Origin of the sequence: Methanobacterium petrolearium (assembly GCF_017873625.1) — an archaeon.
In the GTDB taxonomy this organism is placed as follows: Archaea; Methanobacteriota; Methanobacteria; order Methanobacteriales; family Methanobacteriaceae; genus Methanobacterium; species Methanobacterium petrolearium.
In genome coordinates, this window is sequence record NZ_JAGGKL010000007.1 from 15018 (window position 1) to 41650 (window position 26633).

General features: G+C 37.8%; 18 protein-coding genes. 9 read left to right on the forward strand and 9 right to left on the reverse strand.

All coding sequences use genetic code 11. The features are described 5' to 3' along the window. Positions 1 to 128: 128 nt before the first annotated feature. Positions 129 to 695, reverse strand: a complete 567-nt coding sequence (locus J2743_RS07675) for a THUMP domain-containing protein (protein ID WP_209626001.1) — start codon at positions 693 to 695, stop codon at positions 129 to 131. A gap of 88 nt (positions 696 to 783) precedes the next feature. Between J2743_RS07675 and J2743_RS07680 the strand changes: the two genes are divergently transcribed. Beyond that, positions 784 to 1215, forward strand: coding sequence for a hypothetical protein (locus tag J2743_RS07680; RefSeq protein WP_245248157.1), 432 nt, complete (start codon positions 784 to 786; stop codon positions 1213 to 1215). A 60-nt stretch (positions 1216 to 1275) separates the two neighbouring features. Next, on the forward strand, positions 1276 to 1797 hold the full coding sequence (locus tag J2743_RS07685) for a hypothetical protein (protein ID WP_245248159.1): 522 nt from the start codon (positions 1276 to 1278) through the stop codon (positions 1795 to 1797). A 106-nt stretch (positions 1798 to 1903) separates the two neighbouring features. Here J2743_RS07685 and J2743_RS07690 read toward each other — a convergent pair whose 3' ends face one another. The 4 genes from J2743_RS07690 to metG form a co-directional block, all read right to left on the reverse strand. Then, positions 1904 to 2875, reverse strand: coding sequence for an MraY family glycosyltransferase (locus tag J2743_RS07690; protein WP_245248160.1), 972 nt, complete (start codon positions 2873 to 2875; stop codon positions 1904 to 1906). 1 nt (position 2876) lies between these two features. Then, positions 2877 to 3338: a helix-turn-helix domain-containing protein gene (locus tag J2743_RS07695; protein ID WP_209626002.1), complete on the reverse strand. Its 462-nt coding sequence runs from the start codon at positions 3336 to 3338 to the stop codon at positions 2877 to 2879. A gap of 20 nt (positions 3339 to 3358) precedes the next feature. After that, positions 3359 to 4921 carry a DUF530 domain-containing protein gene (locus tag J2743_RS07700; RefSeq protein ID WP_209626003.1) on the reverse strand — a complete coding sequence of 521 codons (1563 nt, stop codon included), beginning with the start codon at positions 4919 to 4921 and terminating at the stop codon, positions 3359 to 3361. Positions 4922 to 5018: 97 nt separating this feature from the next. After that, complete coding sequence (gene metG, locus J2743_RS07705; RefSeq protein WP_209626004.1) at positions 5019 to 7013, reverse strand: methionine--tRNA ligase; 1995 nt, start codon at positions 7011 to 7013, stop codon at positions 5019 to 5021. Between the two features lie 797 nt (positions 7014 to 7810). Here metG and katG point away from each other — a divergent pair. The 5 genes from katG (at position 7811) to J2743_RS07730 (ending at position 18363) form a co-directional block, all read left to right on the forward strand. Beyond that, complete coding sequence (gene katG, locus J2743_RS07710) at positions 7811 to 9973, forward strand: catalase/peroxidase HPI (RefSeq protein ID WP_209626005.1); 2163 nt, start codon at positions 7811 to 7813, stop codon at positions 9971 to 9973. A gap of 191 nt (positions 9974 to 10164) precedes the next feature. Next, positions 10165 to 10938: a hypothetical protein gene (locus tag J2743_RS07715; protein ID WP_209626006.1), complete on the forward strand. Its 774-nt coding sequence runs from the start codon at positions 10165 to 10167 to the stop codon at positions 10936 to 10938. Between the two features lie 119 nt (positions 10939 to 11057). After that, a complete protein-coding gene (locus J2743_RS07720; RefSeq protein ID WP_209626007.1) occupies positions 11058 to 12509 on the forward strand; it encodes a DNA primase in 1452 nt (483 codons plus the stop codon). A 3-nt stretch (positions 12510 to 12512) separates the two neighbouring features. Continuing rightward, positions 12513 to 13481, forward strand: a complete 969-nt coding sequence (gene priS, locus J2743_RS07725; protein ID WP_209626008.1) for a DNA primase catalytic subunit PriS — start codon at positions 12513 to 12515, stop codon at positions 13479 to 13481. 280 nt (positions 13482 to 13761) lie between these two features. Then, positions 13762 to 18363 carry a DUF1565 domain-containing protein gene (locus J2743_RS07730; RefSeq protein WP_209626009.1) on the forward strand — a complete coding sequence of 1534 codons (4602 nt, stop codon included), beginning with the start codon at positions 13762 to 13764 and terminating at the stop codon, positions 18361 to 18363. Between the two features lie 192 nt (positions 18364 to 18555). Here the strand turns inward: J2743_RS07730 and cca are convergent, their stop codons facing one another. The 4 genes from cca to J2743_RS07750 all read right to left on the reverse strand — a co-directional run bounded on the left by cca (position 18556) and on the right by J2743_RS07750 (position 23584). After that, the gene (gene cca / locus J2743_RS07735) at positions 18556 to 20013 is read right to left on the reverse strand and encodes a CCA tRNA nucleotidyltransferase (RefSeq protein ID WP_209626010.1); all 1458 of its coding nucleotides are present in this window, start codon (positions 20011 to 20013) and stop codon (positions 18556 to 18558) included. A 58-nt stretch (positions 20014 to 20071) separates the two neighbouring features. Next, entirely contained in the window at positions 20072 to 20620 is a 549-nt protein-coding gene (gene thpR, locus J2743_RS07740) for an RNA 2',3'-cyclic phosphodiesterase (RefSeq protein WP_209626011.1), read from the reverse strand. 128 nt (positions 20621 to 20748) lie between these two features. After that, on the reverse strand, positions 20749 to 21690 hold the full coding sequence (locus J2743_RS07745) for a phosphoenolpyruvate carboxykinase (ATP) (protein ID WP_209626012.1): 942 nt from the start codon (positions 21688 to 21690) through the stop codon (positions 20749 to 20751). 691 nt (positions 21691 to 22381) lie between these two features. After that, positions 22382 to 23584 carry a hypothetical protein gene (locus J2743_RS07750; protein ID WP_209626013.1) on the reverse strand — a complete coding sequence of 401 codons (1203 nt, stop codon included), beginning with the start codon at positions 23582 to 23584 and terminating at the stop codon, positions 22382 to 22384. Positions 23585 to 24241: 657 nt separating this feature from the next. On the opposite strand from J2743_RS07750, the gene J2743_RS07755 reads away from it, so the two are divergent. Beyond that, positions 24242 to 24817, forward strand: coding sequence for an ECF transporter S component (locus J2743_RS07755; RefSeq protein WP_209626014.1), 576 nt, complete (start codon positions 24242 to 24244; stop codon positions 24815 to 24817). Between the two features lie 87 nt (positions 24818 to 24904). Beyond that, positions 24905 to 26629 (forward strand): ABC transporter ATP-binding protein, encoded by a 1725-nt coding sequence (locus J2743_RS07760; RefSeq protein ID WP_209626015.1) that lies wholly within the window; start codon positions 24905 to 24907, stop codon positions 26627 to 26629. The last annotated feature ends 4 nt before the right edge of the window (positions 26630 to 26633 follow it).

A 26633-nucleotide genomic window follows, 5' to 3' on the forward strand; every position in this document is an offset into this window, starting at 1 on the left:
ATGTAGAAAACTCTCTAGTATGCTGTTGAAAACTTAATAAAATAGAAAAAAAAGGGTAGATGATAGTTTTAAAAAGGGTGGTAGATTAAAAGAAATAAAAAAATATTTTTAAAATTGACATAAATTTATCAATTGATAAGGATTTCATCAGGGCGGCAAATACCTATTCCAGTGTTTTCACCCAATTCCTCAATTATTATCATCCAGTCTGGGGTTTCTAATGTATATTCTAGATTTAACTTTCGGCATACTTCACAAGGGACTTTGTTGGTAACTTCTTTTAAGGGTTCTGTATGATTACTTCTAAGTTCACAATTCACAGTGAATGATTCTTCTCCGGTCATCTTCATTGCAGCGATTTCTATAGCCGTACTTATGATATTATCGGATATTGATGGTACTACTGCATCTATAGGAACTGCCTTTTCAATAAATTCTGGAGATGATTCTGTTAAACTCTGAATAATTTCATTGGAGTCATCAATCTCCAAATCTAAGGTAACTACATTATAGAATTCTGTTTCCTTAATATAATAGGATTTTACATTATCTAATGCTAATTCAATTTGATTTATCATATCATCTTCCGAATACAAAGATTTTATATCTTCTTTAAATGTAACCAACAAGTCAAAACTCTCTACCTCTTTTTCAAAACGTTCAACGGCTTTTTCCATTACTTTATTTGGGGACATGTTAACCCCCTCCTTTTATTACATAATTAAGTATTAATAATATTATTACCTTAATAACTTTATCGGTGATAATATTATAAATGATGAGTTGGCTAGTCTGAATATGGATTTCATAATTTCAGTACTATTCTTGCTGATGATAACTGGCAGTGTTATCAGCATAGCTGAAGGAAGATTAACTACAGTACAAGAAACTGTTGAATCTACTGAAGCACGTTTGCTATCGGAAAAAATTGCCAATGCCCTTGAAGTGTCGTATTCTGGTGGAGAAGGTCATGAGGTAAGGATTGAAATGCCATCGTACATTAGGGGATCAACTTATAAAGTTAAAGTTAATCAATCCGGTGTTTTGGTGATTATTGGCGGAAGATGTGGATACTCCTTTTCCTATCGCAAATATATTTCCAACTATGATCAGGACCAATATGAGGTTTTGATGTTTCCAAAACGTAACTACACCATCAGAAATGTAAAAGATGACAATAATCATCACCGGGTGATAATTTTTGAGGATTTGTAGTTAAATCCAGTTTTATCCAGACAAGTGGGTAAATTAGAAATTGAGTGATATCGTGATAAGTTGAATGATAAAATGCAAAATTTAACCGATGATCGCCAAGGACAGCTTCCCATTGAATTTGTGATTGTGATGGGTATTACTGTGGTGTTACTATTTCCACTAATTATGGGTTTGATGAATTCTAATGAGTTAAATCAAGCCATGAGTGCATCTCGTGCAGGAGCATTACAGGGAGCTCTTTATGATGGCCTCGCCATATATCCTGATGATGCCTACAGGGATTATATAATAAAACATCCTAGACTGGTAAATCCATCTGGGGTAAAAATCACTAAAATTTATTACTCAAAAGAGGGTTTTAACCAGAGTTATCAGAAAACAAAGATTCAATTAAAGATTCATGCTTCGGCACCATCAGTAATTGACGAGTCAGACCGGAACTGTTTAGGTGATCGGATAAATTATTATGCCCGGAAAAAAATTTGCGAATCATTTCACACACAAAACCTTACAAATTCTGTTTTCAATCCAGCTTTTTCAGATAATTATGTATTTACTACTGCAGATGTGTGTTGGGAGTGATTTTTTTTATAGATATATTAGACTATTGTTGAATTTATTGTTGTACTGATACAAAAAAATAAGTGAAATAGTTATACAGTATAAATAGGTGAATATTAATCTTTATTTAAAACATACGTGCTTTAAGAAGGTATGCTGTGATAATTCCCACCACACCGAATAATAATCCAATTAACCATACAATGATAACCACGTTTTTTTCCTGCATGGGTCTTTTCAGGATCCAGCGGATCAATGAGTTGAAACCAGTTTCAGGAGCCACAAGTTTCCCATCCTCCCCCACCTGGGTGGGCTGGTGTTGTTGCCTTTCCATTACCCCAGCACTTTTTAATTTGAATAACATGTCGATAATATTTGGTATAAGAACTATAAGGGCAATGATCTTAACCCTGCCTAAAAAAGCCACTACCACGATGGTAGCTCCGATTATTAATGTTCCCACATCTCCGGGGAAGACATTGGAAGGATGGCGATTGTAGTAAAGGAATGCCAGGAGAGCTCCTAACATGCACATGCTGATTACTGCCACATCATATTTTCCCATGATGATACAGGCAATACTGAGGGAAGTCATGGCAATGGCTCCCAGACCTGATTCAATACCATTCATGCCAGCCAACATATTGGTTAAATTGGCGGCAATGGAAACAGCAATAGGCATGGATAACATGTAAATTATTCCAACATTAGGGGGTGCAATCCAGATAAGGGGTAATCCAGCCAACCAAAGCAGGATCAGTTTTTCCTTGGAAGAGAGCATAACCAGATCATCTACCATACCCACCATACCCACCAGAAGGATCACCAGTAAGGAAATGATAAGCTGGAACTGCAGTTCAGGATAAAAGTACATCCCCAGAAATATCCCAATAATAAAACCGAAAAGAATACCAATACCACCCATTTCAGCCACTAGTGGCTTGGAAGGTTTGTGAATATCCTTTCCAACAATATCTGCTTTTTTAAGTTTTTTAATAAGGCGGGGCATGCTCAAGAAGGTTACTGCAAATGCCACCAGGGCACAGATAGTCGAGTTTAAAAGCAGGTTCTGGTATAAGAGAATAAGGTTAGGTTCCATTTTAATCACGTTTTAACAGGGAATAAACAGTTCTAATGGGAATATCCAGGCGAGATGCAATTTTTTTTGCAGGAATCCCCTTATTTTTAAGGTTTTTAACTTCCTGAACTTGTTGTGGGCTGTACTTATTTTTCCGTCCGGGTTTCAGTGGAGAATCTTTAAGGTAGTACACAGTTTTAAGGGCCATACCTAAATTTTTTGATATTTCAGTAGGCGTTTGTCCAGATTTTAATAATTCCTGTACTTTTTTTGCTTCCTCATCTTTATACTTTTTGGGACGTCCTTTTTTTTCTACTGGTACAACAGCAATGCCCAGTTCATCCAGTGCCTCTAAATATTTTGATGAAGTCCGTGAATATAAACTAGGAGGGCAATTTATCTTCTTAAGATCAGGATACTGGTCTAAAAGTTCCATGATCTTGCTGAAAGATAATGGTTTATTAAAGTATATTTCATCTTTCAAAGCAGCCACTCCACAGAATTCTATTTTTTCATCATTTCCATAAATCTTTTGGCTTTGTTACTAACCGGTTGTAAAGTACTGAGGTTTTCTTCTTCTTTTGCAACATCTTCACGATCTACAGAAAATACCCTGGCAGAATTTTCAACAGATAAACCTCCCTTGGTGGAAAGAATGGCAGCGCCCATGGCCGGTCCCATCTGCAGATGAAGACCTTTCATCTTCTTTTCAACTGAGAACTTACTGGACAGTACCTCTGCCATGCGGGGTATGTACTCAATTTTTTCATCCAGATACTCCTGAATGATCTTTACTGCTTCCACATGGAAATCCTGGAAAGCTTTAATCTGATTAGAATCCAGTCCCGGGCGAAGGTAGGGAAATGGCCCTGAATATTTATTCCTACGATCATAAGAGGTGGTTAAATAGTAATGCAAGAGATCCCAGAGGATGTAGATCCTGGGAATCTCCTGAAATAGGCATTTTTCAATTTTCTCTTTTTTATTCAAATCTTTCCTGAAACTTTCCGGGGGAACACCTTCAGAATTTAGAAGTCCCTTTTCCTCCAGTTCCCTGTTTAAAAACATTTTCTGTAATGTTTCAGGATCTTCACCAGTGTCTAATTTATTGGCCTTTTTTAAGGCAACATTTAAAGAATCATGGTAGATATCAACTTTACTTTTATCATGTAAGGATTTTTCAAGTAATTCTGGTAAAAACTGGAGGATCTGGGTTTCTGCATGCTTAACATAACCCAGTGAAAGGGCAGTTTGCACATGCTTATCATTGATTATGGAAGGTTTTTTCCGGTGAAACTGCATCAACTCTATACGGGCGTTGGAACCATACTGCTTTCTGATCTCTTTTTCATAGTTTCCCTCATCATCAGCATCAATGATCACCCGTTTCCTCACCCACCTACCATCTTCCATCACCTTAATTACCAGGGTCACTGTCTTAACTATGCCCCTTTTTTCCTGTTTTAAAATACGCACCATACTGCGGAATGCTTTCCTACTTAATGGGCTCAGTTGGGATAATTTAACCATATAATCCCCTGAAAGAGGTAAGAATGGAATGATTTCCAGACGATAAACACCATCATGGTTTATGTGCAATTTCAGATTAGTTTCTCCACATTCACACTGCTTCTGGCTGAACTCTGATATTTCATGGCCCCTGTATTTTTTGTGGCATGATTCACATTCTATGGTTACGAATTCTTCTAAATGTCCAATTGCAATACGGTGGGAACTCATAGCTGATTTAACCCGGTCCAGGATGTTTTTCTTGGCAGCGGCGTTCATCCGGAAGTACTGGCTGTGACGGCTGATATCGTACATGTCTTCTGCCTTCACCTCTGCAGAAGGTGTACGGCCATACTTGTTAATGGAACGATAGGGTGCAGTGTATCCCTTCATTTCCATATTCTCACGCATATCCTGCAGAGTATTCATGTTGCTTTTTAAATAATTGTAAAGCTTGAAAAACTCTTCTGTTTCCTGAATATCATCAATTGATATTATTTTTCTTTTGATCTGGTCCAGAAAACGTTCGGATCTACCTATGAGTACAGATTCGTTCATTTTATTCCTTCGTTCAAATAGTTAATGTGATAACATACCACCTAAATATTAAGGCATTTAAACTAACAGTAACTTATTTACAGGTTTTAACCCTAAATTATCTTATTCCTTCCCCTACATCTGCATCAGGAGCAGTTAAAAGTGAAAGACTATCATCTGCTGCTAGGAGCATTCCCTCTGATTTTATGCCGAAGAGTTTGGCTGGTTTCAAGTTCGCCAGGACAATCACTTTCTTATTTAATATGTCTTGTGGGGAGTAATTGGTGGCCAGGCCAGCCACAATCTGCAACTTTTTATCCTTCACATCCACCATGAGCTTCAGTAGTTTGTCTGATTTTTCTACTTTTTCAGCCCCAATGATTTTTCCAACTCTTAAATCCAGTTTAACGAAGTCTTCAATACTTATAATCTTTTTCATAGTAGTTGTCTCCTCTAAATTATTATACAGGTCATCCTTTTCTTTCTGGATGATGTTATCTTCAATTTTTGCAAATAATGGTTTAGCTTTATTAATGGCGGTTTTTGCAGGGATGAACTGAGCAGAATCCTCCCATTCAAGGCTATCATCAATTAAGCCCAGGATTTCCCTCATTTCATGGGATTTGCCTGGTAGGTAGGGGGTGATGATAACACTGATGACTTTTGCCAGCTGATTACACAGGTAAAGGCAGGTAGCAGCCCTTTCAGGATCTTCTTTAACTGCTTTCCATGGTTCCTGGTCATTGAAGTACTTGTTACCCAGTTTAGCCAATTTGACTATGGCCTTTAAACCTTCCCGGAAATTGAAGTTTTCAATATGTTCACCAACAATTTTGGGTGTTGATTTGATTTGGAATTCTACTTCCTGGTCATATTCATTCAGGGGGCCGGGTTGGGGTATTTTTCCCTCAAAAAAGCGGTGGGTGAATGAAAAAGTACGGTGCATGAAGTTTCCCACCACATCTGCCAGTTCATCGTTGACTCTGCGCTGGAAATCATCCCAGGAAAAATCAGTATCCCGGGTGAGGGGTGCATTGGCCACCAGATAATATCTTAAAAGATCACAATCGAATTTTTCCATGAAGTCAGAGGCCCATATCACCCAGTTCTTACTGGTTGACATTTTTTTTCCTTCCAGGGACAGGTATTCTCCGGCTATGATGTTGTAGGGTAGTTTACAGCCATAAGCCATGAGCAGGGCCTGCCAGAATATGCTGTGATGGTAGATGATGTCTTTACCAATGAAGTGCACTGCCCGGTCATCCCAGTAGGGTTCCCATGTCTGATCAACTCTGCGGGCCCATTGTGCTGCTGAGGAGATGTACCCCAGGAATGCTTCACCCCAGACATAAATGATTTTACCTTTTGCATCCTCCAATGGGACAGGGATACCCCAATCCATGTCTCTGGTGAGGATCCAGTCTTTCAATCCTTCATTGATCCATTGCATGGCATAATTACGGACATTTGCTGGCAATGTAGTGTTACCTTCAATGGATTCCTTTAACTGATCCTGGAAGTTGCTTAAACGGAAGTAGTACTGGTTGGATTCCCTCACTTCTGGAGTGGTATCACATATTAAGCAGCGGGGTTCAACAAGTTGTACTGGTTCCAGGTGTCTTCCACAGGTTTCACAGTGGTCTCCCCGTGCTCCTTCAGCATTGCACTGGGGGCAAATACCCTCCACGTAACGGTCAGGGAGGAATCTTTCACATTCAGGACAGTAAAGTTGTTCAATGGTCTTGGGATAAATGTAATTATTCTCATAAAGGTTTAAAAAGAAGTTCTGGGAAATTTCATAATGTAAATGGTCGGTGGTACGTGAAAAATTATCAAAAGAGATATTGCAGGATTCCAGGTCTTTTTTAATCAGTTCGTAATTTCTGGTTGCGATCTCCAGTGGAGGTACACCTTCTTTCTCTGCCTGAACTGCTATGGGTGTCCCATGCTCATCTGTGGCACATACAAACAGTACATCAGTGCCTTTCATCCGATGGTATCTGGCATAGATATCTGCTGGGATGTAAGTGGAACGCAGATGTCCCAGGTGACAGGGACCATTGGCGTAGGGCAGTGCACAGGTGATAAAAACTTTATTTGAATCTTCAACCAAATTTACTCCTCCTCAAGAAAGATTATAAAATATTATAAAGATGATATGAGTTAGTTCCCAATCAAAATGGGAGATTAAGGGTATTTCAATCTTTAACTAATTCATCTAAAAATCTATGTGTATTCAATAATAAAATCTAATTTCATTTAGGATATGATGTCATATAAAATCTTATACTAAGTATCCCATTAGTTGGTGATAAAAAAAAACTTTGTCTATCTCACTCCATTGTTCGTAGAAGATACCCATAGGGGCTTTCATCCGGCTTGGAAGTTTGAGGAAGTGAATGAACTCATATTCCACGATGGAAAATTGACAGAAAAGAAAGATGTAAGTGATAAATTAGCCGAAGTGAGAAAAGTTTTTGCTAAATAACTTAAAATTACTTCACCATCTTTTTTTTCACAAAATCTTATATATTTTTGTATATAACCATTTATAACGTCTTATATATTTTTATATATATACCAGATCAATCTTTAAGGAAATTCATGACATAATCCAGTCAAACTCTCCCTGGGATAAAAAAGAGATAAATTCTTTTAATTTTCGGATTACTTGGAATTCATAGATTCTACATTATTATCCAACTTATGAATTCATCGTACCAATAAATAAAAATTTTTTAATAAAAGCTGTTACTAATAATATAATTGTTAGAAATGTTTGAAAAAAGTTCAAATTATATTTATTTCTAACGAAGTATATTAAGTCTTAATTAAGCTCTGAAACACGAAATTCACATTTTTTGTAAAATCAAAAATAGATGAATTGGATTTAAACAAGAGAGTGAAATTATGGATGAAAAAAGCAAAAAACCTGCTATGAGTGGTACTACAAACATTGACTGGTGGCCCAACCAGTTGAATCTGGACATCCTGCGCCAGCATTGTTCTGAGTCCAATCCCATGGATGAAGATTTCAACTATGCTCAAGAATTTGTGAGTCTTGATTTCGAGGCCCTGAAGAAAGACCTTCATGACCTTATGACAGAGTCACAGGACTGGTGGCCAGCGGATTTTGGTCACTACGGACCGTTACTCATCCGTATGGCATGGCACAGTGCAGGCACATACCGTGTAGGAGACGGCCGCGGAGGTGGAGGCAGTGGTAATCAACGCTTCCCACCATTAAACAGTTGGCCAGACAATGCCAACCTCGACAAAGCACGCCGACTGCTCTGGCCCATCAAACAAAAGTACGGCAGGAAAATTTCCTGGGCAGACCTGATGATACTTGCCGGCAACGTGGCCCTGGAATCCATGGGTTTTAAGACCTTTGGTTTTGGTGGCGGACGTGAAGATATCTGGGAAGGAGAAAAAGACGTATACTGGGGTTCAGAGAAGGAATGGCTTGGAGGCAAGCGTACCGATCGTGACCTCGACAATCCACTCGCAGCCCTGGAGATGGGTTTGATCTATGTAAACCCAGAAGGCCCACACGGTAAACCAGACCCCATAGCAGCAGCCCATGACATCAGGGAAAGTTTTGCTCGGATGGCAATGAACGATGAGGAAACAGTAGCCCTCATTGCCGGTGGCCACGCCTTCGGTAAAACCCATGGTGCAGGTGATCCTGAGAATGTGGGACCAGAACCAGAGGCCGCCCCAATCGAAGAACAGGGATTAGGCTGGAAGAGTAGTTTCGGCACTGGTAAAGGTGATGACACGATTACTGGTGGCCCAGAAGTTATCTGGACCAACACCCCCACTAAATGGGACAACAACTTCTTCCGGATCCTGTTTGAATTCGAATGGGAACTAACTCAGAGCCCAGCCGGTGCCTACCAGTGGAGGCCGAAAGGTGAAGCAGGCAAAGATACCGTACCTGATCCCCATGACTCACCCAAACGTCGCACCCCTGGAATGCTCACCACAGACCTCTCGCTACGATTCGACCCAGCATATGAAAAGATTTCACGACACTTCTATGAGAACCCGGACGAACTTGCAGAAGCATTTGCCAGAGCATGGTTCAAATTAACCCACCGTGATATGGGCCCCAAGACACGTTACCTTGGTCCCGAGGTACCAGACGAGGATCTCATCTGGCAGGACCCAATCCCAGCAGTCAACCATGAACTAGTCGATGAAGAAGACATCAATAACCTAAAATCCCAGATACTAGCTTCTAACCTGTCAGTTTCAGAACTGGTTTCCACAGCCTGGGCTTCAGCATCAACCTTCCGTGGTTCAGACAAACGTGGAGGTGCCAACGGTGCCCGCATACGCCTGGCACCCCAGAAGGACTGGGAAGTCAACCAACCAGACCAGCTAACCAAAGTGCTAAAAGTACTTGAAAGTATTCAAAAAGAATTTAACCAGGCTCAATCTGGCAACAAGAAGATTTCACTGGCTGATATCATTGTTTTGGCAGGTTGTGCTGGTGTTGAACAGGCCGCCGAAAATGCTGGCTATGATGTAACTGTACCATTCACACCCGGACGCATGGACGCACTACAGGACGAAACCGATGTGGAAGCCTTTACCCCACTTGAACCAGTTGCAGATGGATTCCGAAACTATTTGAAGACTCAAACCATGTTCAGAGCCGAAGAGATGCTGGTGGACAAGGCACAACTTTTAACTTTGACACTTCCAGAGATGACGGTTCTCCTTGGTGGCTTACGTGTCTTGAATACCAACTTCGAAGGGTCCCAGCATGGTGTTTTCACTCAAAAGCCTGAGGCACTTACCAATGATTTCTTTGTGAACTTGCTGGATATGAAAACTGAATGGAGTGCATCCTCAGCCGAAGATAATGTCTTTGAAGGACGGGATCGAGGAACCGGAGAACATAAGTGGACTGGTACTCGTGTTGATCTCATCTTTGGTTCAAACTCTGAGCTCAGGGCAGTGGCAGAAGTCTATGCATGCGAAGATTCCCAGGAAAAGTTCTTACAGGACTTTATAATGGCATGGGACAAAGTCATGAACCTGGACCGGTTTGAACTGGCCTAATGGTGGAAACATCACTCTATAAATTAAGATTTTTTTCTAAAACCTTAATTTTTTCTCCTTTTTTTTTTTAAATGAAGATGTATTTACTAAAAAAATTACAAATGAAGATCACTTCTCAAAATAACAAAAACATTTATACTATTTTTATTTTATCTAGTATTAATCTAAATTTAAAAAATGGGATTTTTTTTATGAACTATTATAAAAGTTTGAAGTCCCCTGGTATTTTAATGGGGTTATTCGGATTATTATGGACGTTGGGCAATAACGCTTTTGGTCCAATAGCAATGGTTTTTGGGATAAATATCCTCATATTCAGTATTTTTAAGGGTAAAAAGCAGAATGTAACATTTAGTATAATTATGGTTGCGACCTTAGCATTGATGTTAACATTAGAATATTTTATGGTACCAATAGAAAATACAGCATTCTATTTATTCCTTTTAATAATGAGCTTAGGTTATTTTTTAGCATTTTACTTTTCTTTAAAACCTCAAAATCAACTTAACAAAAGGGAAAAAATTTTGTGTTGGACTGGATCCATTTTAGGTATGATAAGTTTTTTTGTCTTAATGGGTATTATTTATAATAATTTTCTATTATCACTCATAATGGGGGTCTTTATATTAATTATGCTTGTTATTGCCCGGTTTATTCGAAGAAGAACATTGAAAGATGATGCCTTAAGGGATGAATTTGATGAGGCATTTACTACAGAAAAACCTGAAGAATATTGGTTTAGATATAAAATCTGGGGAATTCCAAAACCTCTACGATGGCAGGGATGGGTTTGCTATGTTGTTACGTTCTTATCTATATTTGCAGTGTTAATTTTTGATAGAAATCCAGACACTGCTGCTGTTATTGTATTAGCAATTATATTAGCCTTTTTTATAACAACCATGTTTAAAAGTAATTATAGAGAAATTATAATGAAGTTTCGGGAAGATCTTAAGGAAGAATAGGATAATTGGATCTCATGTAATCTAATTTTTTTAAATAAAATACTGAGTATAATTAAAAATAATTGAACAAAAATTCATTTAATAAAAATTCTTTTATGAATCAAGAACAAAATGATAACATGGTTTCCATCTCTTTTTTAAACCCCCTATCTCCAGAAGGAAAAGACATAGTAAGGGAACTGGGAAGTTTTGAAGGCATATCTCAGGATATACCCGAACTGAGAAGTATTGTAACCCATAATCCATCCCAGGAAATAGCAGATGATGATGAAATACCCTCAAACTATTTGGAACTGGCCTTAAAAAGGATGGAATGGTATATTAAGAAAAAGAATGATAGGGAATTCAACGGCCGCAGATACGCTTTTTTATCTGATTCAGCCATTACCAAGTACGATGTAATCTCTTTTTATCTTCTCTGCCAGGCTATAGGAGTAAAATTCGGACCTAACTCCCGCGAAACCAGGGTCATGGTGGAGGCCCAGGGGGATCTGGTTCGGGAAAGACTGGGAAAGCTTCACGTTGATGAAGGTAAGATGATGGTGGAACAATCCCTGCAACTGCTCCTGGCAGATGACACTGTGCACTGGACTTTCTTTGAGGAACTTCTAAGTTCACGAAAAATCCGGCTCACAGACCTTATCCTTGACCAGGGAGAGTTAATACTGGATCAGGAAGATTTCATCCAAAGATTCGGACCAAAAATTAAGCACCGAAACCCAGAAAGCATGTACCAGCTTTTAATCGGTGACAAACTCAAGGAACTCATCATGGTCAAACTCATCATGCAGGAAACTGAGGATTACATTAAACAGGTCCATGAAAAAGCCAGAATAATGGTGGAACCCAACCCCATCCTACTGCAACTGGCAGATCAGGTGGCTGAGGTTCTATCTGAACCAATGCAACGTTATGGTTATGGTTCGGGTAGTGGGGCTGGTGGCGGTCCTATGAAGATCGGACCATTAAATGCACTGGCTTTCCCACCCTGCGTCAAAAAAGCCATGGAAGGCATAAAATCTGGGGGAAGGAACGATGCCATCGTACTGTTCATGACACCCTTTATTTCATATGCCCGACTGTATCCTGATGTATTCAGGATGAACATCACCAAAAGGGTGTCTGATCAGGATCCCAACCTGGAAATAGTGGAAAATGAGATTCTACCCTTGATTTATGAGGCTGCCCAGAATTGTGTACCCCCATTATTTGATGATCAACCCCAGGAAAAGGTAAACATCAATGCCAAGTTGGGTTTTGGAATGCACTCCTCTCTTAAAATGGAACATGAGGGTGAAACCACCTGGTACACCCCCATGAGTTGTGAGAAGATCAAACTGCACCTCCCCCATCTCTGCCACCCAGATGATGTTTGTAAGAAGATCGGTAACCCCTTAAGCTATTATAACCGGATGATATGGGAAGTGAGGCGTCAGGAAAAAGAAAGTTCTGAGGATGGGCAGGGGAACACTGATAATGGTAATGAAAACCTTACTGAAGGTAAAGCAGAGCAAGACAGTAAATCTGTCAATGGGAATCAGTTTGGTGATGAAACTCAGGGGGAGGACTAGGCCATGGAGTTGAAACCTGCAAACCCCAATGAACGACGCCAGTACTACCGGGAAGAGTGGAATGTTAAGAATCTTCCTGATTTTATCCTTAAATCCCTCATTCAAAGGGAATTTGGTTTTGATCATATGGGCAGGGGGCCCAACGACCGTTACCGGGTATTTCAGAATACCGATTTTTTGAGGAAGTTCATGCGCTACCGTGCACCCTTTGCAGCCTATTCTTCAGTGGCCTTCTACCATAAACCAAGAAGACGGGATGGATGGATAAAGGCAGAACTGGTTTTTGATGTTGATGCCAAGGACATACCCATCAGATCATGTGGCTGTGACAATGTATGTGAGATCTGTTTAAACCAGGCCAAAGATATTGTCCATGGATTGGTGGATACACTTAAAGGTGACCTGGGTCTTTCAGATATTCATGTGGTGTATTCTGGACGCGGATATCACATAAGAGTCCTGGATGATCTGGTAACAGGGGTTGACAGTGATGTACGTAGCCAGATCGTTAAATATTTAGTGGGTTCAGATGTTCCACGTAGTGAATACTCCCTCGCCGGGATGAAATACAACCTTGAACACTTTACAATTCCCTTCGGTTATCCGCTGGTATTCACTAACCGGGTAAAACAGGCCATATTAGCACTGGATCCTTTCATGGAAATGGATGGAGTTAATGATAAACTGATTCGTGATGCCATAAAGCACAAAGATTTTGTAGATGCTGGGGAGTGGGGCATCTTCCGCAGTAAAATAGGACCCATACGTTATTCAAAACTGATAAAAGGTATTGCATCATTGAACCTCACCTTAGTCGATGCCAAGGTTTCCATAGATCTTAAAAGGATCCTTAGACTGCCATCATCTCTCCACTCCGGGGTCAGTATGAAGTGTACAGAGATAAAGAACCTGGAAACCTTTGATCCTTTTAAAGACGCTGTTCCTAAGTTTGTTTATGAACGAAAGGATTAAACTATTTAGTTTAATGGAAACACTTATTAATTTTACATATAAACTTTCAAAAACTATCGATTTATAAGTTATATAAAAACTATTAAGGACCTCTAAATTACTAATAAAAGCTTTATATTTACTAATATTTTTATAATTTGATGTACTAATAGATTAAAATATTAAAATAATTTACAGAATTTAAATTTATTGTTATAATTTTATTAAATATAAATTTTTCTTTTTCATTGTAAAAGTGTTAATTTATTTAGTATTTTCACTAACTAATTTTTATATTTTTTTGATTATTGGGCATAAAGGAGGTGAAAAAACGAGAAAACAAGCAATTACAACGAAAACATTTATTCCATTAATACTCCTAAGCTTAATAATAATATTTGGTGTAAATACTGTTTCTGCTAACGAAATCTATGTAAACACTACTGGAAACGACACTTCAGGGACAGGAAGTGCAGATAACCCCTATCTCACCATCCAAAAAGGAGTAGACAAGTTAGATCCAAATGGAGTAATAAATATCGCGGATGGGCAATACAGCGGACTAAACAACACCAAAATCACCATAAACAAAAACATGACCATCATCGGCCAAAACCAGACAGGAACCATAATCAACGGAACAGACACCTACTGGATATTCATTATCAACAAAGGAATAACAGTCACACTAGAAAACTTAACACTATCCAACGGATACACCACCACTTATGGTGGTGCCATCTACAATCGAGGTAATCTAACAGTGACCAACTGTACTTTCTACCAAAACCGCGCAGGTTATAGTGGTGGTGCCATCTACAATGAAGGTAATCTAACAGTGACCAACTGTACTTTCTACCAAAACCGCGCAGATTATAGTGGTGGTGCTGTCGAAAACGATTGTATTGGTAGTGATTCTATTATTTGTACTGTGACTGAATCCACTTTCAACCAAAACCGCGCAGCTCATAGTGGTGGTGCTGTCGAAAACTATTGTATTGGTAGTGGTTCTATGATTTGTACTGTGACTGAATCCACTTTCAACCAAAACCGCGCAGGTCATAGTGGTGGTGCTGTCGAAAACGATTGTATTGATAGTTCTGTGATTTGTACTGTGACTGAATCCACTTTTAACAAAAACCAAGCATCCAGTGGTGGTGCTGTCGGAAACTATTGTGTTAGTAATGGTTCTGTGATTTGTACTGTGACTGAATCCACTTTCAACCGAAATTACGGATGGAATATTGGCACTATAAGTAATGAGTGTAATAATAAGGGATATGTGATTTGTGCAGTGACTAACTGTACTTTCAACCAAAACCACGCAGAGTATGGTGGTGTTGTCCAAAATTATTGTACTGATGGGGCTTTTGTGATTTGTACAGTGAATGAATCCACTTTCGACCAAAACTACGCAAATTGGTATGGTGGTGTTATCTACAACGGGTGCAAGAAGGGTTCTTTGACTTGTACCGTGATTGAATCCATTTTTAACCAAAACCAAGCAGCCAGGGGTGGTGTTGTCTACAATGGTGATTTTACTGGAAATTGTATCACTTTTACCGTAATCAAATCCGTTTTTAAAAAAAACGAAGCAGCTCTTGGTGGTGTAATTTACAATAATTATGCTGACGGGTTTTTAAATTGTACAGCTCATTTCAACAGATTTTACAATAACCAAGCATCCTTATATGGTAATGCCATTTATAATGATGGTGGTTATGTGGATGCCACTCTCAACTGGTGGGGTTCTAATGAAGATCCATCATCACAATTTTATGGATCAAATATTCTCTATGATCCATGGATCGTGCTTACCATCAATGCAGATCCTGCTACCATCTACAACACTCAAAGATCAACTATAACCGCAAACCTACTCTACGACAGCCGAAGCTTAACAGACCCTAATAATCCAGCATACTACCACGCACCTGAACTGGGATGTGTTCCAGATACTCCAGTGACCTTTGATGCAGATAGTTTAGGAGACCTAACACCAAGTAAACCTCACAACACAACCGTTCCCAGTGGTCAAAATGTTACAGTCGTATTTACTGCCTTAAATTCTGGAGTTTCCGAAGTTAATGCTACGGTTGATGATGAAACTGTGAAAACGTCCATAAACATAATACCACAAATAGAAGATGTTTATGTTGCCACTGCTGCTGATGGAGGAAGTGATTCCAATGATGGAAGTTCTAGTAATCCTTTCCTCACATTAGAGAAAGCCATCAATGCTGTAATAGCTGGTGGCCGAATACACATCGCCAACGGAGTATACAAAGACCCACTTGACAGAGGACTAATCCTAACTAAAAACATGACAATATTCCAGGATAACTGGATAACCGGTACTGGAACCAGTGTGATCATCGATGCTGATAGTGATGGTAGAATATTTCTCATAGATTCAGGGGCTACTGTTACTCTTCAAAACATAACCATGGTCAACAGTACTGGTTTTGATGGTGTTGGTGGAGCTATTCTAAATTTAGGCACTCTCAATGTCCTAAATTGTAGATTCTCTGACAACGAAGCAGATTATTATGGAGGTGCTATCTACAATTATGGAGATCTGAGTGTTTACAACAGCATATTCACAGAAAACTTAGTTTCTGATTGGAGTGAGTATTTTGTGGGTGGAGCTATCTGTAACATGGCAAATATGAATGTAACCAACTGTACATTCACCCATAACACCGCAGGAACTGGTGGAGCAATCAGCAGCCAAACCGACCCTGGTTATACTATGATAATCACTGGCAACATGTTCACAGGAAACAGTGCAACAAACTACGGTGGGGCTTTTTACATCTACAACGGTGATTACACCAGTAACATCATCCAGTTCAACCGGATTGTGGGAAACACAGCATCACAGGGTGATGGCATATATACTGATCACGGATCTGTTAATGCCACACTGAACTGGTGGGGTTCAAATACTGACCCATCAACCATCTCGAACCTTTTTGTAGCCGTTAGTGGTGGTTCAGTGGTATCTGATCCATGGTTGGTGCTTAGAACCTGTGCAGATCCAGATTCAATCTACAATGGACAAACTTCAACAGTCACCGCCAACCTATTATATGATAGTGGAATTTTAACTGACCGTGACCATTCAGAACGTTATTACCATAATCCAGCTAACGGTCATGTGCCTGATGGAATACCAGTAATTTTTAATTTGATTGACGGACCACTGGGAACTCTTACTTCACAAACAACCTTTTTAAACGGTGCAGCTAGTATCATTTTCACTGCAACCCATATCGGCATACAACACGTTAATGCAACCATTGATTATGAAAACGCTACCTCAACCATAAACATAGACCCCATTGGACATGTAAACATCACCAAAAACGCGGATAACTACGCACCTGATTACTGGAGTTTGGTAACCTTTACTGTAAATGCCTATAATGAAGGACCCAACGATGTTGAAGGTTTACAGATCACTGATCTCATACCATCTGGTCTGACTATAATATCTTCCAACACACATGGCTTTGGAACCTATTCTGCCGGCCTATGGAATATAGGAACTCTCACCAATGGCACTACTGCTATTTTAACCCTGGTAGTGAATGCCACCAGCACAGGAACCTTCACCAACTGGGCCAATGTAACAACACAGACCACACATGACATATCAACCTGGAGCAAAGATAATGCAACTATCACTGTTCCTGCAGCAACTTACCTAACTATTTCCAAGCAATTCCAAGATCTTCCATGGGGAAACGTTATAACCACTGCCTACTACAATGACAAGATCTATGCTATCGTGAAAGTGCACAATCAGGGACCGGACAGTACATCTTCAGTTGATGTGTTGGATCGGTTGGATGGTTTCACCTGGACTGGTAACTACTATGTTTACAGAACTGTAGGATCCTATCCCAATACTGAATCTGCATGGGTTTTAAATGATCAGGACTATCCATTCAATGGAACAAACTGGAATGTAGGTGCCCTTTCAACCATGATCGGTAGTGAAAGATGGCTGGCCATTGAATTGGTGGTCAACCAGACAGGAACAGTATCTAACTATGCAGAAACAGTAAATCAGAGCACATACCCATATAAAGGGTATGATAACGACACCACATATTTAACAGCGAATATTACACCAACAAACATCAATATGGGTGATGTTCGTGGAGACAAAGGTGACACTGTCACCTTTAAAGCGGTTTTAACTGATTATCAGGCCAATGCCCTGGAGGGCGAAACTGTTGAGTTCTGGATTGATGGTGTGAAGGTTGGTGAAAACGCCACTGATAGCACAGGCACAGCACGGTTCAACTATGTCATCACTGAAACACCTGGAAGTCATAATTTGATGGCAGTATTTGGTGAAACAGGTTTGTATCAGGGATGTAATGCAACTGGAGAGTTGTATGTGCCTACAGCAAATCTTTACATCCAGATAACCAGTGACAGAAACAACCCCACCGTGGGTGAAAAATTCACAGTAACCTACAAACTGGGTAACCAGGGACCAGATGATGCAGATAACGTCACTATCATCATACCTATACCTGAAGGATTCCATGTTCTCAATATTTATGGTGATGGTAACTGGACAGTGAATGACAATGGAACCATAACCTGGACCTTCACCACTGTTGCAGTGGGTGATCCATACTTGTACCTGTATGGATACGCATTAAAAGGAGGAAACTTCCTCTTCACAGCATCCATATTCTCAGACACCTACAACATCAACAGCATAGGAGTTACATCACTCGTCCTGAACGCTGTCCCACGGGAAACCGCAGCAACTACAGAAACTACTTTTGGAATGCAAAACACAGGAATACCACTACATGGCATGGTACTTGCCATCCTGATGGTGCTCGGTGGATTTATTAGCAACTGGAAAAAACAATAGAAGGGATCTGTTGTAATCCCTTTTCCCCATTTTTTTACTATTTTTTTTTTTAATTATGTAGTTTAATTCTGCAGAGTCCATTTCTTGTTATTTTAATACAACAGAAAAATAAATAAAAGTTTTAATATAAAAATAAAGAAAATTTCAAAATTGGTATTGGGAATATGTCCATTTAGGGAAGTAACATATCATTTAGCGTATCAAAAATTCACCTTTATTTAAATAATGGTGGAAAAATTCCACTAAACCAGTATCTACTTTACCATTATTTAAAACTTCCATAACATCCATTAATTGATAGTTTTTCATGATCTCTTTTTTCAGATGTTTACCCACTTTGAGGCGGCTGATACCATCAGGCTTTAAAATACCATGAATTAAAGAGTTAACATTTTGGTATCTGCGTTTGGATAGGGTTTTCCACTGGTCACCTTCAATCCAACTATCTGGATGTTTTTTCAGGAACTTTGATGTGTTGTCTTTATCCCATATTGCAGGTCCGTTGCGTTTTTTGAAGGCTGGAAGACTCCAAGTGTTCATTTCCATGAGAATGGCAACCGTTTTAGTATTATTTTCATTTCCCTTTTGGTTAGTAGGTTTATCACTGCCTGCTTCTTCATCCATAGCATCGGCATTGCTCCAGGAATCACTCCCTAAAACACTGAAATCATCAGTTTCAATGATTTTCACCAATGATTTCTCAGTCTTCCTGATCTGAGGGTGCAGAGCATCTGATGGAATATCCGGAGCAGGGAAACTTAGGATAATGGTGGTGGTTTCTCTTAGGCTAAATTCTTCCAGAATATCTTTTTTATTGTATTCTATTACTTTAGGATAGAAATAGGATTTTATAGGATTCTCAAGGAAATTACCTGCAGCTATAACAAATTCAGACATTTTTTGAAGGGTGAGTGCAGCGGATACATTTCTATTTTCATCAGTAGGGTCCACTACAACCAGTGGATCGTTGAATAGTTTTCCAGTTCCATAATCCATAAGATCTATCTGGTAGTCTGGTTTCCAGTCATCCCAGGCTCCCTGGAGAACATCCAAGAAGGAACCGTAATGAATAACCAGCAATTCACATAAATAACCAGAAAAACCCCCTACCTTAAATTCAGACCCATAAGTTCCCACCATCTGCATGAAACGTTTCAGTAGGCGAACTTCTTTCTCCTGATCAGTTTTCAGGTTTTGCACCACGTACTGGGTGTGGAGAAGGGTTCGGTCCACTGCTGATTTAAGTTCATGGGAATGTTTGATGTCATAGCAGGGAACCAGGTCAACCTGATAACCCTGAATGGTTCCAGTTAGGTAAGGGTGGGATGCATATCGCTCTTCATATCTCCCATCCACCTGTTTTATGCATTTTTCTGCCAGTTCCAGACCCCTGGATTTCAAATCATCCAGGGAAGTGGTTAAGGGAAACTTGATAAAAATGTCAATATCCAAGTCTTTATCACCATTACTACTACTGGAAATCCAGGTATTTTTAGCTACAGAACCAAGCAACACAGCTTCTGCTGAGATGTCCTTGTTTTGAGCAGTAAAGTTAATTATTCCCATTAATTTTTTTGCTAAATCATGAACTTTTTCTTCCTCTTCTTGGGAGGGTTCTATATCCTTCAGGATAGAGTTAAAATCAATCAATTATAATACCTCTAAATTTCTTTTTATTTTATATAGTTAAAAAGTTTGTAAATAGGGATCAGATGAAAAAATCCTTAACATCAGTGTAGATGGGTCCCACTGGAGTGAGTTCACTTTTTTTCAACACCAGTTTTTCCACAGTCATCTGGCCAATTTCAATTTCCTCTAAGTCTTTGATCATATCTGCCAAAAATTCCTTGTTACGAGCACCTTTTACCCGGGATATGGTTAAATGGGGAATGTAACTGCGTTCCTTCTTAAAACCCATTTTCACAAATTCCTCATCCAGATCCTGTTGAAGGGTTGAAAATTTACCAGGATCTTCAACTCCCAGCCAGATAACCCTCATATATTCCATGTGGGGAAATACTCCAATTCCTTTTATATGTAAGGGGAAAGATTGGTAATTTTCTAGTTTATCCTCCATAATACGGGTTATATTTTCAGTTTGTGACTCATTGATGTCACCGAAAAATTTGAATGTAAAATGCAGATTTTCAGGCTCCACCAGCTTTAAAGGAGCATCAGTTTTCATGAGATCTTTTTGTACCTTCTGTATTTTGTAAGATAACTGACTATCCACATCAACTGCTATAAATGCTCTCATACTACCACCTTTGATTGTATAACACTATTATTTTAATAAATGAATTCTATTCCAATTAAATAGTATTATTAATAAGAAAACTACTCTAATGGAAAGTATTCATCCAAGATCAATTACTAGTTATGTTTCTAACCAATAATAAGATTTTTTATTCTATCCAAACTCTCCTGTGGAGTTTCCACAGTATTAAGCAAATAAACATCAACGGACTGGAACAATTCCCAGAAGAACTCCTGGCGAATTTGAAGTTTACGCTCATCCCTCACTAACTGATGGGGATTACAGAAATCCTTCTCCAGCATAAACTCTAATGCTTCATCAGCCTTCAATTTCCTAAAAGGACGATGGGAGATGTCTCTTTCTAAAAGAACAACTGTTTTCAGGGTGCTGCTTTCACGTACCCTTCTTTTAAACAGAGTGTTGACATCTGATATTCCCCTGCCCCTCTCATCCAGATGAACCTGTTTTACTGCTTTAGAAAATTCTTTCCAAACATCTGCTAGATCATCACGGATATATGAATTCTTTTCTGATGAATAAACCACTGAAGCATTGCTTAACAATCTGGTGAAGAACCAGTCATCAGAAATGTAATTATAATCCTTCTTCTGCAGTAATCCATAAGTTAAAGTTGTTTTTCCAGTTCCTGGAGGGCCTATTATGGCCATGCCATGACCACCGCGGTCTACCACGGATCCATGCACGGAGTAACGGGGGTGTTCAGAATGGTATTCCTCGAAAAAGTCGGATATGGCTGCCAGGGCAATGCTTTTAATCCAGCCATAATAGTCGCAATTTTTAATGATACAGGTCTTGGAAACAGGTTCATAGAATACATGAAGGTCTCCCCCATCTTCAACTGAGAAGATCTTAGCATGGGGCCGGATATCCTCATTCATGAACTTGAAGTTATCTTCCCATTCCTCTTTAAACTCCTCATTATCGGTAAGGAGTTTAACACAGGCTCCGTGGATATTTGCCTTTCTTTCAAATTGAACCCTACCACCCAGTTCTTCCAACACTTTATCTTTCATTTTTTGGCTAGTAATATCCACTTTGTAATCTGACATTTGTTATCTCCACAAATTGTCTAATGTAGTTATTGTGTTTTGAGAGTATTATCTTATTCAGTTCATCAACCTATTCTTTATAGTCATCACCTTTGGTAATAAAACTTTAAAGGTGATACCGGCATTTGCAAAGTAAGATATTGATGCACCCCTGTTTCCGGTTGATGCACAGCACACAGAATTTGCACACAGTTTAATTGTCTTAGTAATTTAAATGGATGACTCACGGTTTTTGAAAGATCCGGTTAGAATGGTATGGTTATGTTTTTAAAAAACTTCAGATCGAACTTTGTTCCTGATCTTTTTGATAAAAAAAGGGGAGTGGCATCTTTTTCCAGTTAAACTCGCCTGGTTGGATCATCTATAGGATAAAAAATCCAGTATTTCCAGTACCAGGATTGTTCTTGTATAAAATCAGCTATTAAAATAAGTTTCCTTAATTTTTTTATAGATATTTATCATGTCCAGGGAATCTTCACATTCACGGCTGTAGGTAATCTTATTTGGATGATAATTATTTACCACACGGGAAACACTGTAGTTTTTTGGCGTTAAACATTTAATATATTCCCATATAAATCATTAAGTTATTAATATGTGCCTTTTTGAACCTTTCAGAGTATGTGCATATGTTTTCATACTTATTGTATGTAAATTTTGATCCACTATGGCTCTGTCAAAAACTTGGGGGTTAAGAGTCAAAAACCTTTTTCTGGTGTAGGATTTCTATTCTGATATTTATTCGCGACATTGCGCCTTTTTTAATCTTCATTATTCTTTTAATACTTTTAGGAAAGGTTTTTTGGAATTGATTTTCCAATTTATTTGAAGTTCGTTCAATATTTTCATCTAAAAGGTACGAAAAGTATGTTTTGAAGTAAGGCATTAACGAATCCATGATAATTGATTGAATAACCTTTGAATAATCTTTTATTTGATTTAATATTTCATCCATTCGGGTTCTAGCTTCTTTAAATGATTGAATATTAAATAAACTGAATATTTCTAGTTTTTCTTGCCTTATATTCTCTAATTCCTCATCAGACAGTTCATTATCTCGTATGTATTCTTTTATTTTCTTATTTATGTTTTTAAACACATGAAATAAACACCATTGATACTTAAACTCTAATCCTTCAATTATGGGTTTATATTTTTCATCTAAATCGCTTGTTATGGCTATTTTCTTTTGATTTCTGGTGGATTCCTCTAAAAACTTTTTTATGTTCGTGGAATTCTCTTTGGAGTATATTTCATCAGCAACGATAATATTCTGTTTGCTGTCGAATAAAGCGAAACGGTAATTCCAAAAACCGTTAAGCTTAATCCATTCCACGTCAAAAATGTAATAACCACTATAACGATTTTTTACTTCTTTTTTAGGGATTTCATATCCAAGTATCCAGTTTTCAATTGTTTGTCTTGAAATACTGATTCCTGTGTCTTTTTTAATTTTATAAGCAATTTTACGGATTGATCCAAAGAATAAACCAGCTAATTCAACGCATTTTTCTTTGAATTCATTTGAAAAGTTACTATTATCATCGACAATGTCTGATATATCTGTTTTAAACTTTTTACCACATTTTTTACACTTGTACATTTGAATTTCAGCGTTAACAATTCCTTCATCATAAAAATAAAGTTTTCTTTCTTTAACTCCATTTTTAATCACAGATTTACTGAAACACCCCGGACAAAAAGGAACCAGCACCTCAATATGAAAAATATCCTTTTTATACCAAGTATTCAACGATTTAAATACGTTATTATCTTTTTCAACCGATTTTAAATGATTTTCCTCATATTTCGATAAATCTTCACAAAAATAGGAAAGTTTATAACCCTGATCAGACAAGTTACCAACTGGAGCAAGTATTTTTTCTTTAGTCATGAAAATTACTTTGCTCCACTTAATATAAAAGTTTTTAGGTTTTTATTTCAGAAAATAAGAAATTTTAACAGAATAAAAAAAAATTTATTTATCGAAAATGGAAAATCAAAAACCATCAAGTTTTTGACAGTGCCCCACTATCTGCCGTCCAATGCAATATAATATCATAGATTTTTTTCACAGCCATGATACTAACAATATAAACTATTAGTGTAAAACTATTTGCACAACACTATAAACAAACTGTTCAGGGTCTCATAATGCTTTATGATCCATTATTGTATAAAAACCCCTAAATAACCATATAAACTTACCAAATAGACAAAAACACACTAAATCAAGATCCGAAATCAGAATAGTTTATAAAAATTCAAGTTTTCTTGAAAATTATTGTTAAAATCACATATGAGATAAAAAAGACGATTTTTCTCATGTTTTAAGATTAAAGTGAAATTTTGGACTTGTTATTATTATTAAGTCTAAAATAAAGTACTAAGTAATAAACAAAAGCATATCGAAAGTTTTATAAATAGAGGTAGACCTCTACCTATAATTATACTTGGATTTACTTGAGATGGTTTTTCCTGAAAAATTACTGTTGATCGTATAAACAATCTCAAAGAATTCTCGGATAACTAAATCAGTAGAGGTTATAAAATGGTAGAAGAAAGTTCAAGAAAGATGAATTATAGATGGACAACTAAGGATATTATGGTCACTGCCATTATATCAGTGGCAATGGGATTTATTTTTATTCCTATAAGTTATTTAAATGGTTACACTGCTTCATTTCCATTAATATTGGCAGCAACTCAAGGAATTTGTTTTTTTCCTACTTTAATGATTATTTATCTCATACGCAAACCTGGAGTTGCCTTATTTTCCACTTCTGTATGTATGTTGATAACAGTCCCTTTAACTCCTTGGGGTCTAGCTATGTTGTTAGACATACTAACAATTGGGGTGCCACTGGAAATTATTTTCTTGGTGACACGTTACAAGAATTTTAAATTATGGTATATGATGTTAGCAGGAGTTATTACCAGTGGCCTCCAGGCGGTCTTGTGTTTTGTCATGTATGGTATGGGAAACATGACTATATTGCTTCAAATAATCTTTTTCATTGAAGCCCTAATTAGTGGAGCGTTATTAGGGGGTTTAGTGGCAAAATTGATCGGTGATGTGATATTCAAGACAGGGGTTATATCTAAAGGTTCAGAAAACGTCGATTAAAAAAAAATTGTCTAAAAAGATTATATTACTATTTTATCCATTTTTTTGGAAAAAGTTCTAAAAAACAATAATCAACGAGTGAAATATATGGAATCTTTGATTGAAGTCAATAATTTAAGTTTTAAATATGAAAATAATTCCAAAAATTCTCTAAAAGGAATAAATCTTGAAATAAATAAGGGGGAAGTGATTCTTCTTTTAGGTCCTTCTGGTTCTGGTAAAAGTACCCTAGCACTAGCCCTTAATGGCATAATTCCTCATACAATCCCCGGAAAAATGAATGGCACAGTCAGTTTTCAAGGTCAAGATAATAACCAAACACCCGTTTATGAGATCACACAAAAAATTGGAATTGTTTTCCAGGATCCAGAGGCACAGTTTGTTTCCCTGAATGTGGAAGAAGAACTGGTTTTTGGAATGGAAAATCTGTGTTACAGTACAGAAGAAATGGAAGAAAAGATAATTGATTCTCTTAAAAAGGTGGACATGCTTGATTATCGTTATAGAAATGTTTATAGTCTTTCCGGGGGAGAAAAACAGAAAATATTATTGGCTGCATTGATGGCTTTCCGCCCTTCGGTATTCATTTTCGATGAGCCCACAGCCAACCTGGATCCTGTTGGAACATTGGAGTTCTTTAAAACAGTTGAATCTCTTAAAAAAACAGATGAACACACTATCATTATTATAGAGCATAAACTTGATGAACTAATCCATTTAGTCGATCGGGTAATTGTAATGGGAAAAGAAGGAGTTAAGTTACTGGAAGGAACACCATATGAAGTATTTGGTGAAAATTCAGACTTACTTATAAAAAATGGCATATGGATCCCTCAAACAGCTTTATTAGCCCATAAACTAGTTCAAAATAATATTAAACTTAACAATATCCCTTTGAGCATAGATGAAGCTTATAACTCTTTTAAAAAGTTCAAACCATTGGGTAATGGTTTAAAAAGGGAGAATTGCACCGAGTTGACTCATCATTCCAGTCCTGTACTTGACATACGTGATCTTTCATTTGCCTATGATGATAAGGAAGTATTAAAAAATCTTAGTTTAAAAGTACACAAAGGCGACTTTTTGGCCATAATTGGTGCTAATGGGGCTGGAAAAACTACTTTGGCCAAAAATATAGTGAATATTATCCACCCTCCCTCTGGTAAAGTATTTGTGGAAGGAAAAGACGTTTTAAAGATTCCTACAGAAGAGCTATGTCATAAAGTTGGTTACGTTTTCCAGAATCCAGAGCATCAATTTATTAAAAACACGGTAGAAGAACAATTAACTTTTGGACTCCAATCAAGGGGCTTTCCATCAGAAAAGATTGTTAACTGGTTAGACTCTACACTGGAAAAGTTCAAAATAAAACAATATGCTAAATCGAGTCCATATATGTTGAGTCATGGTCAAAAACGCCTTTTGAGTGTAGCCACCATGTTAACGTTGGGACAGGATATTCTGATACTGGATGAACCTACCTTTGGTCAGGATCTTAAAAGTTCCAATGAACTTTTAACATTTCTAAAAACTCTCAATGAGCTGGGAAAAACCATTATTATCATAACCCATGACATGAATATTGTTGCTAAACATGCTCAAAATGTCCTTGTGATGGCTGAAGGGGAAGCTATATTCAATGGATCTACACATAAACTCTTTAAAAATAATTCAATACTTAAAAAAGCCAGATTAACCATACCTCCATTGTTACAATTGTCTGTTAATCTATCTCAGTATTATGAAGGTTGGAATGGAATGGCTACTGTTGAAGAATACGTAAACGCATTAAAACCATTAAAACAAAATTGATGAT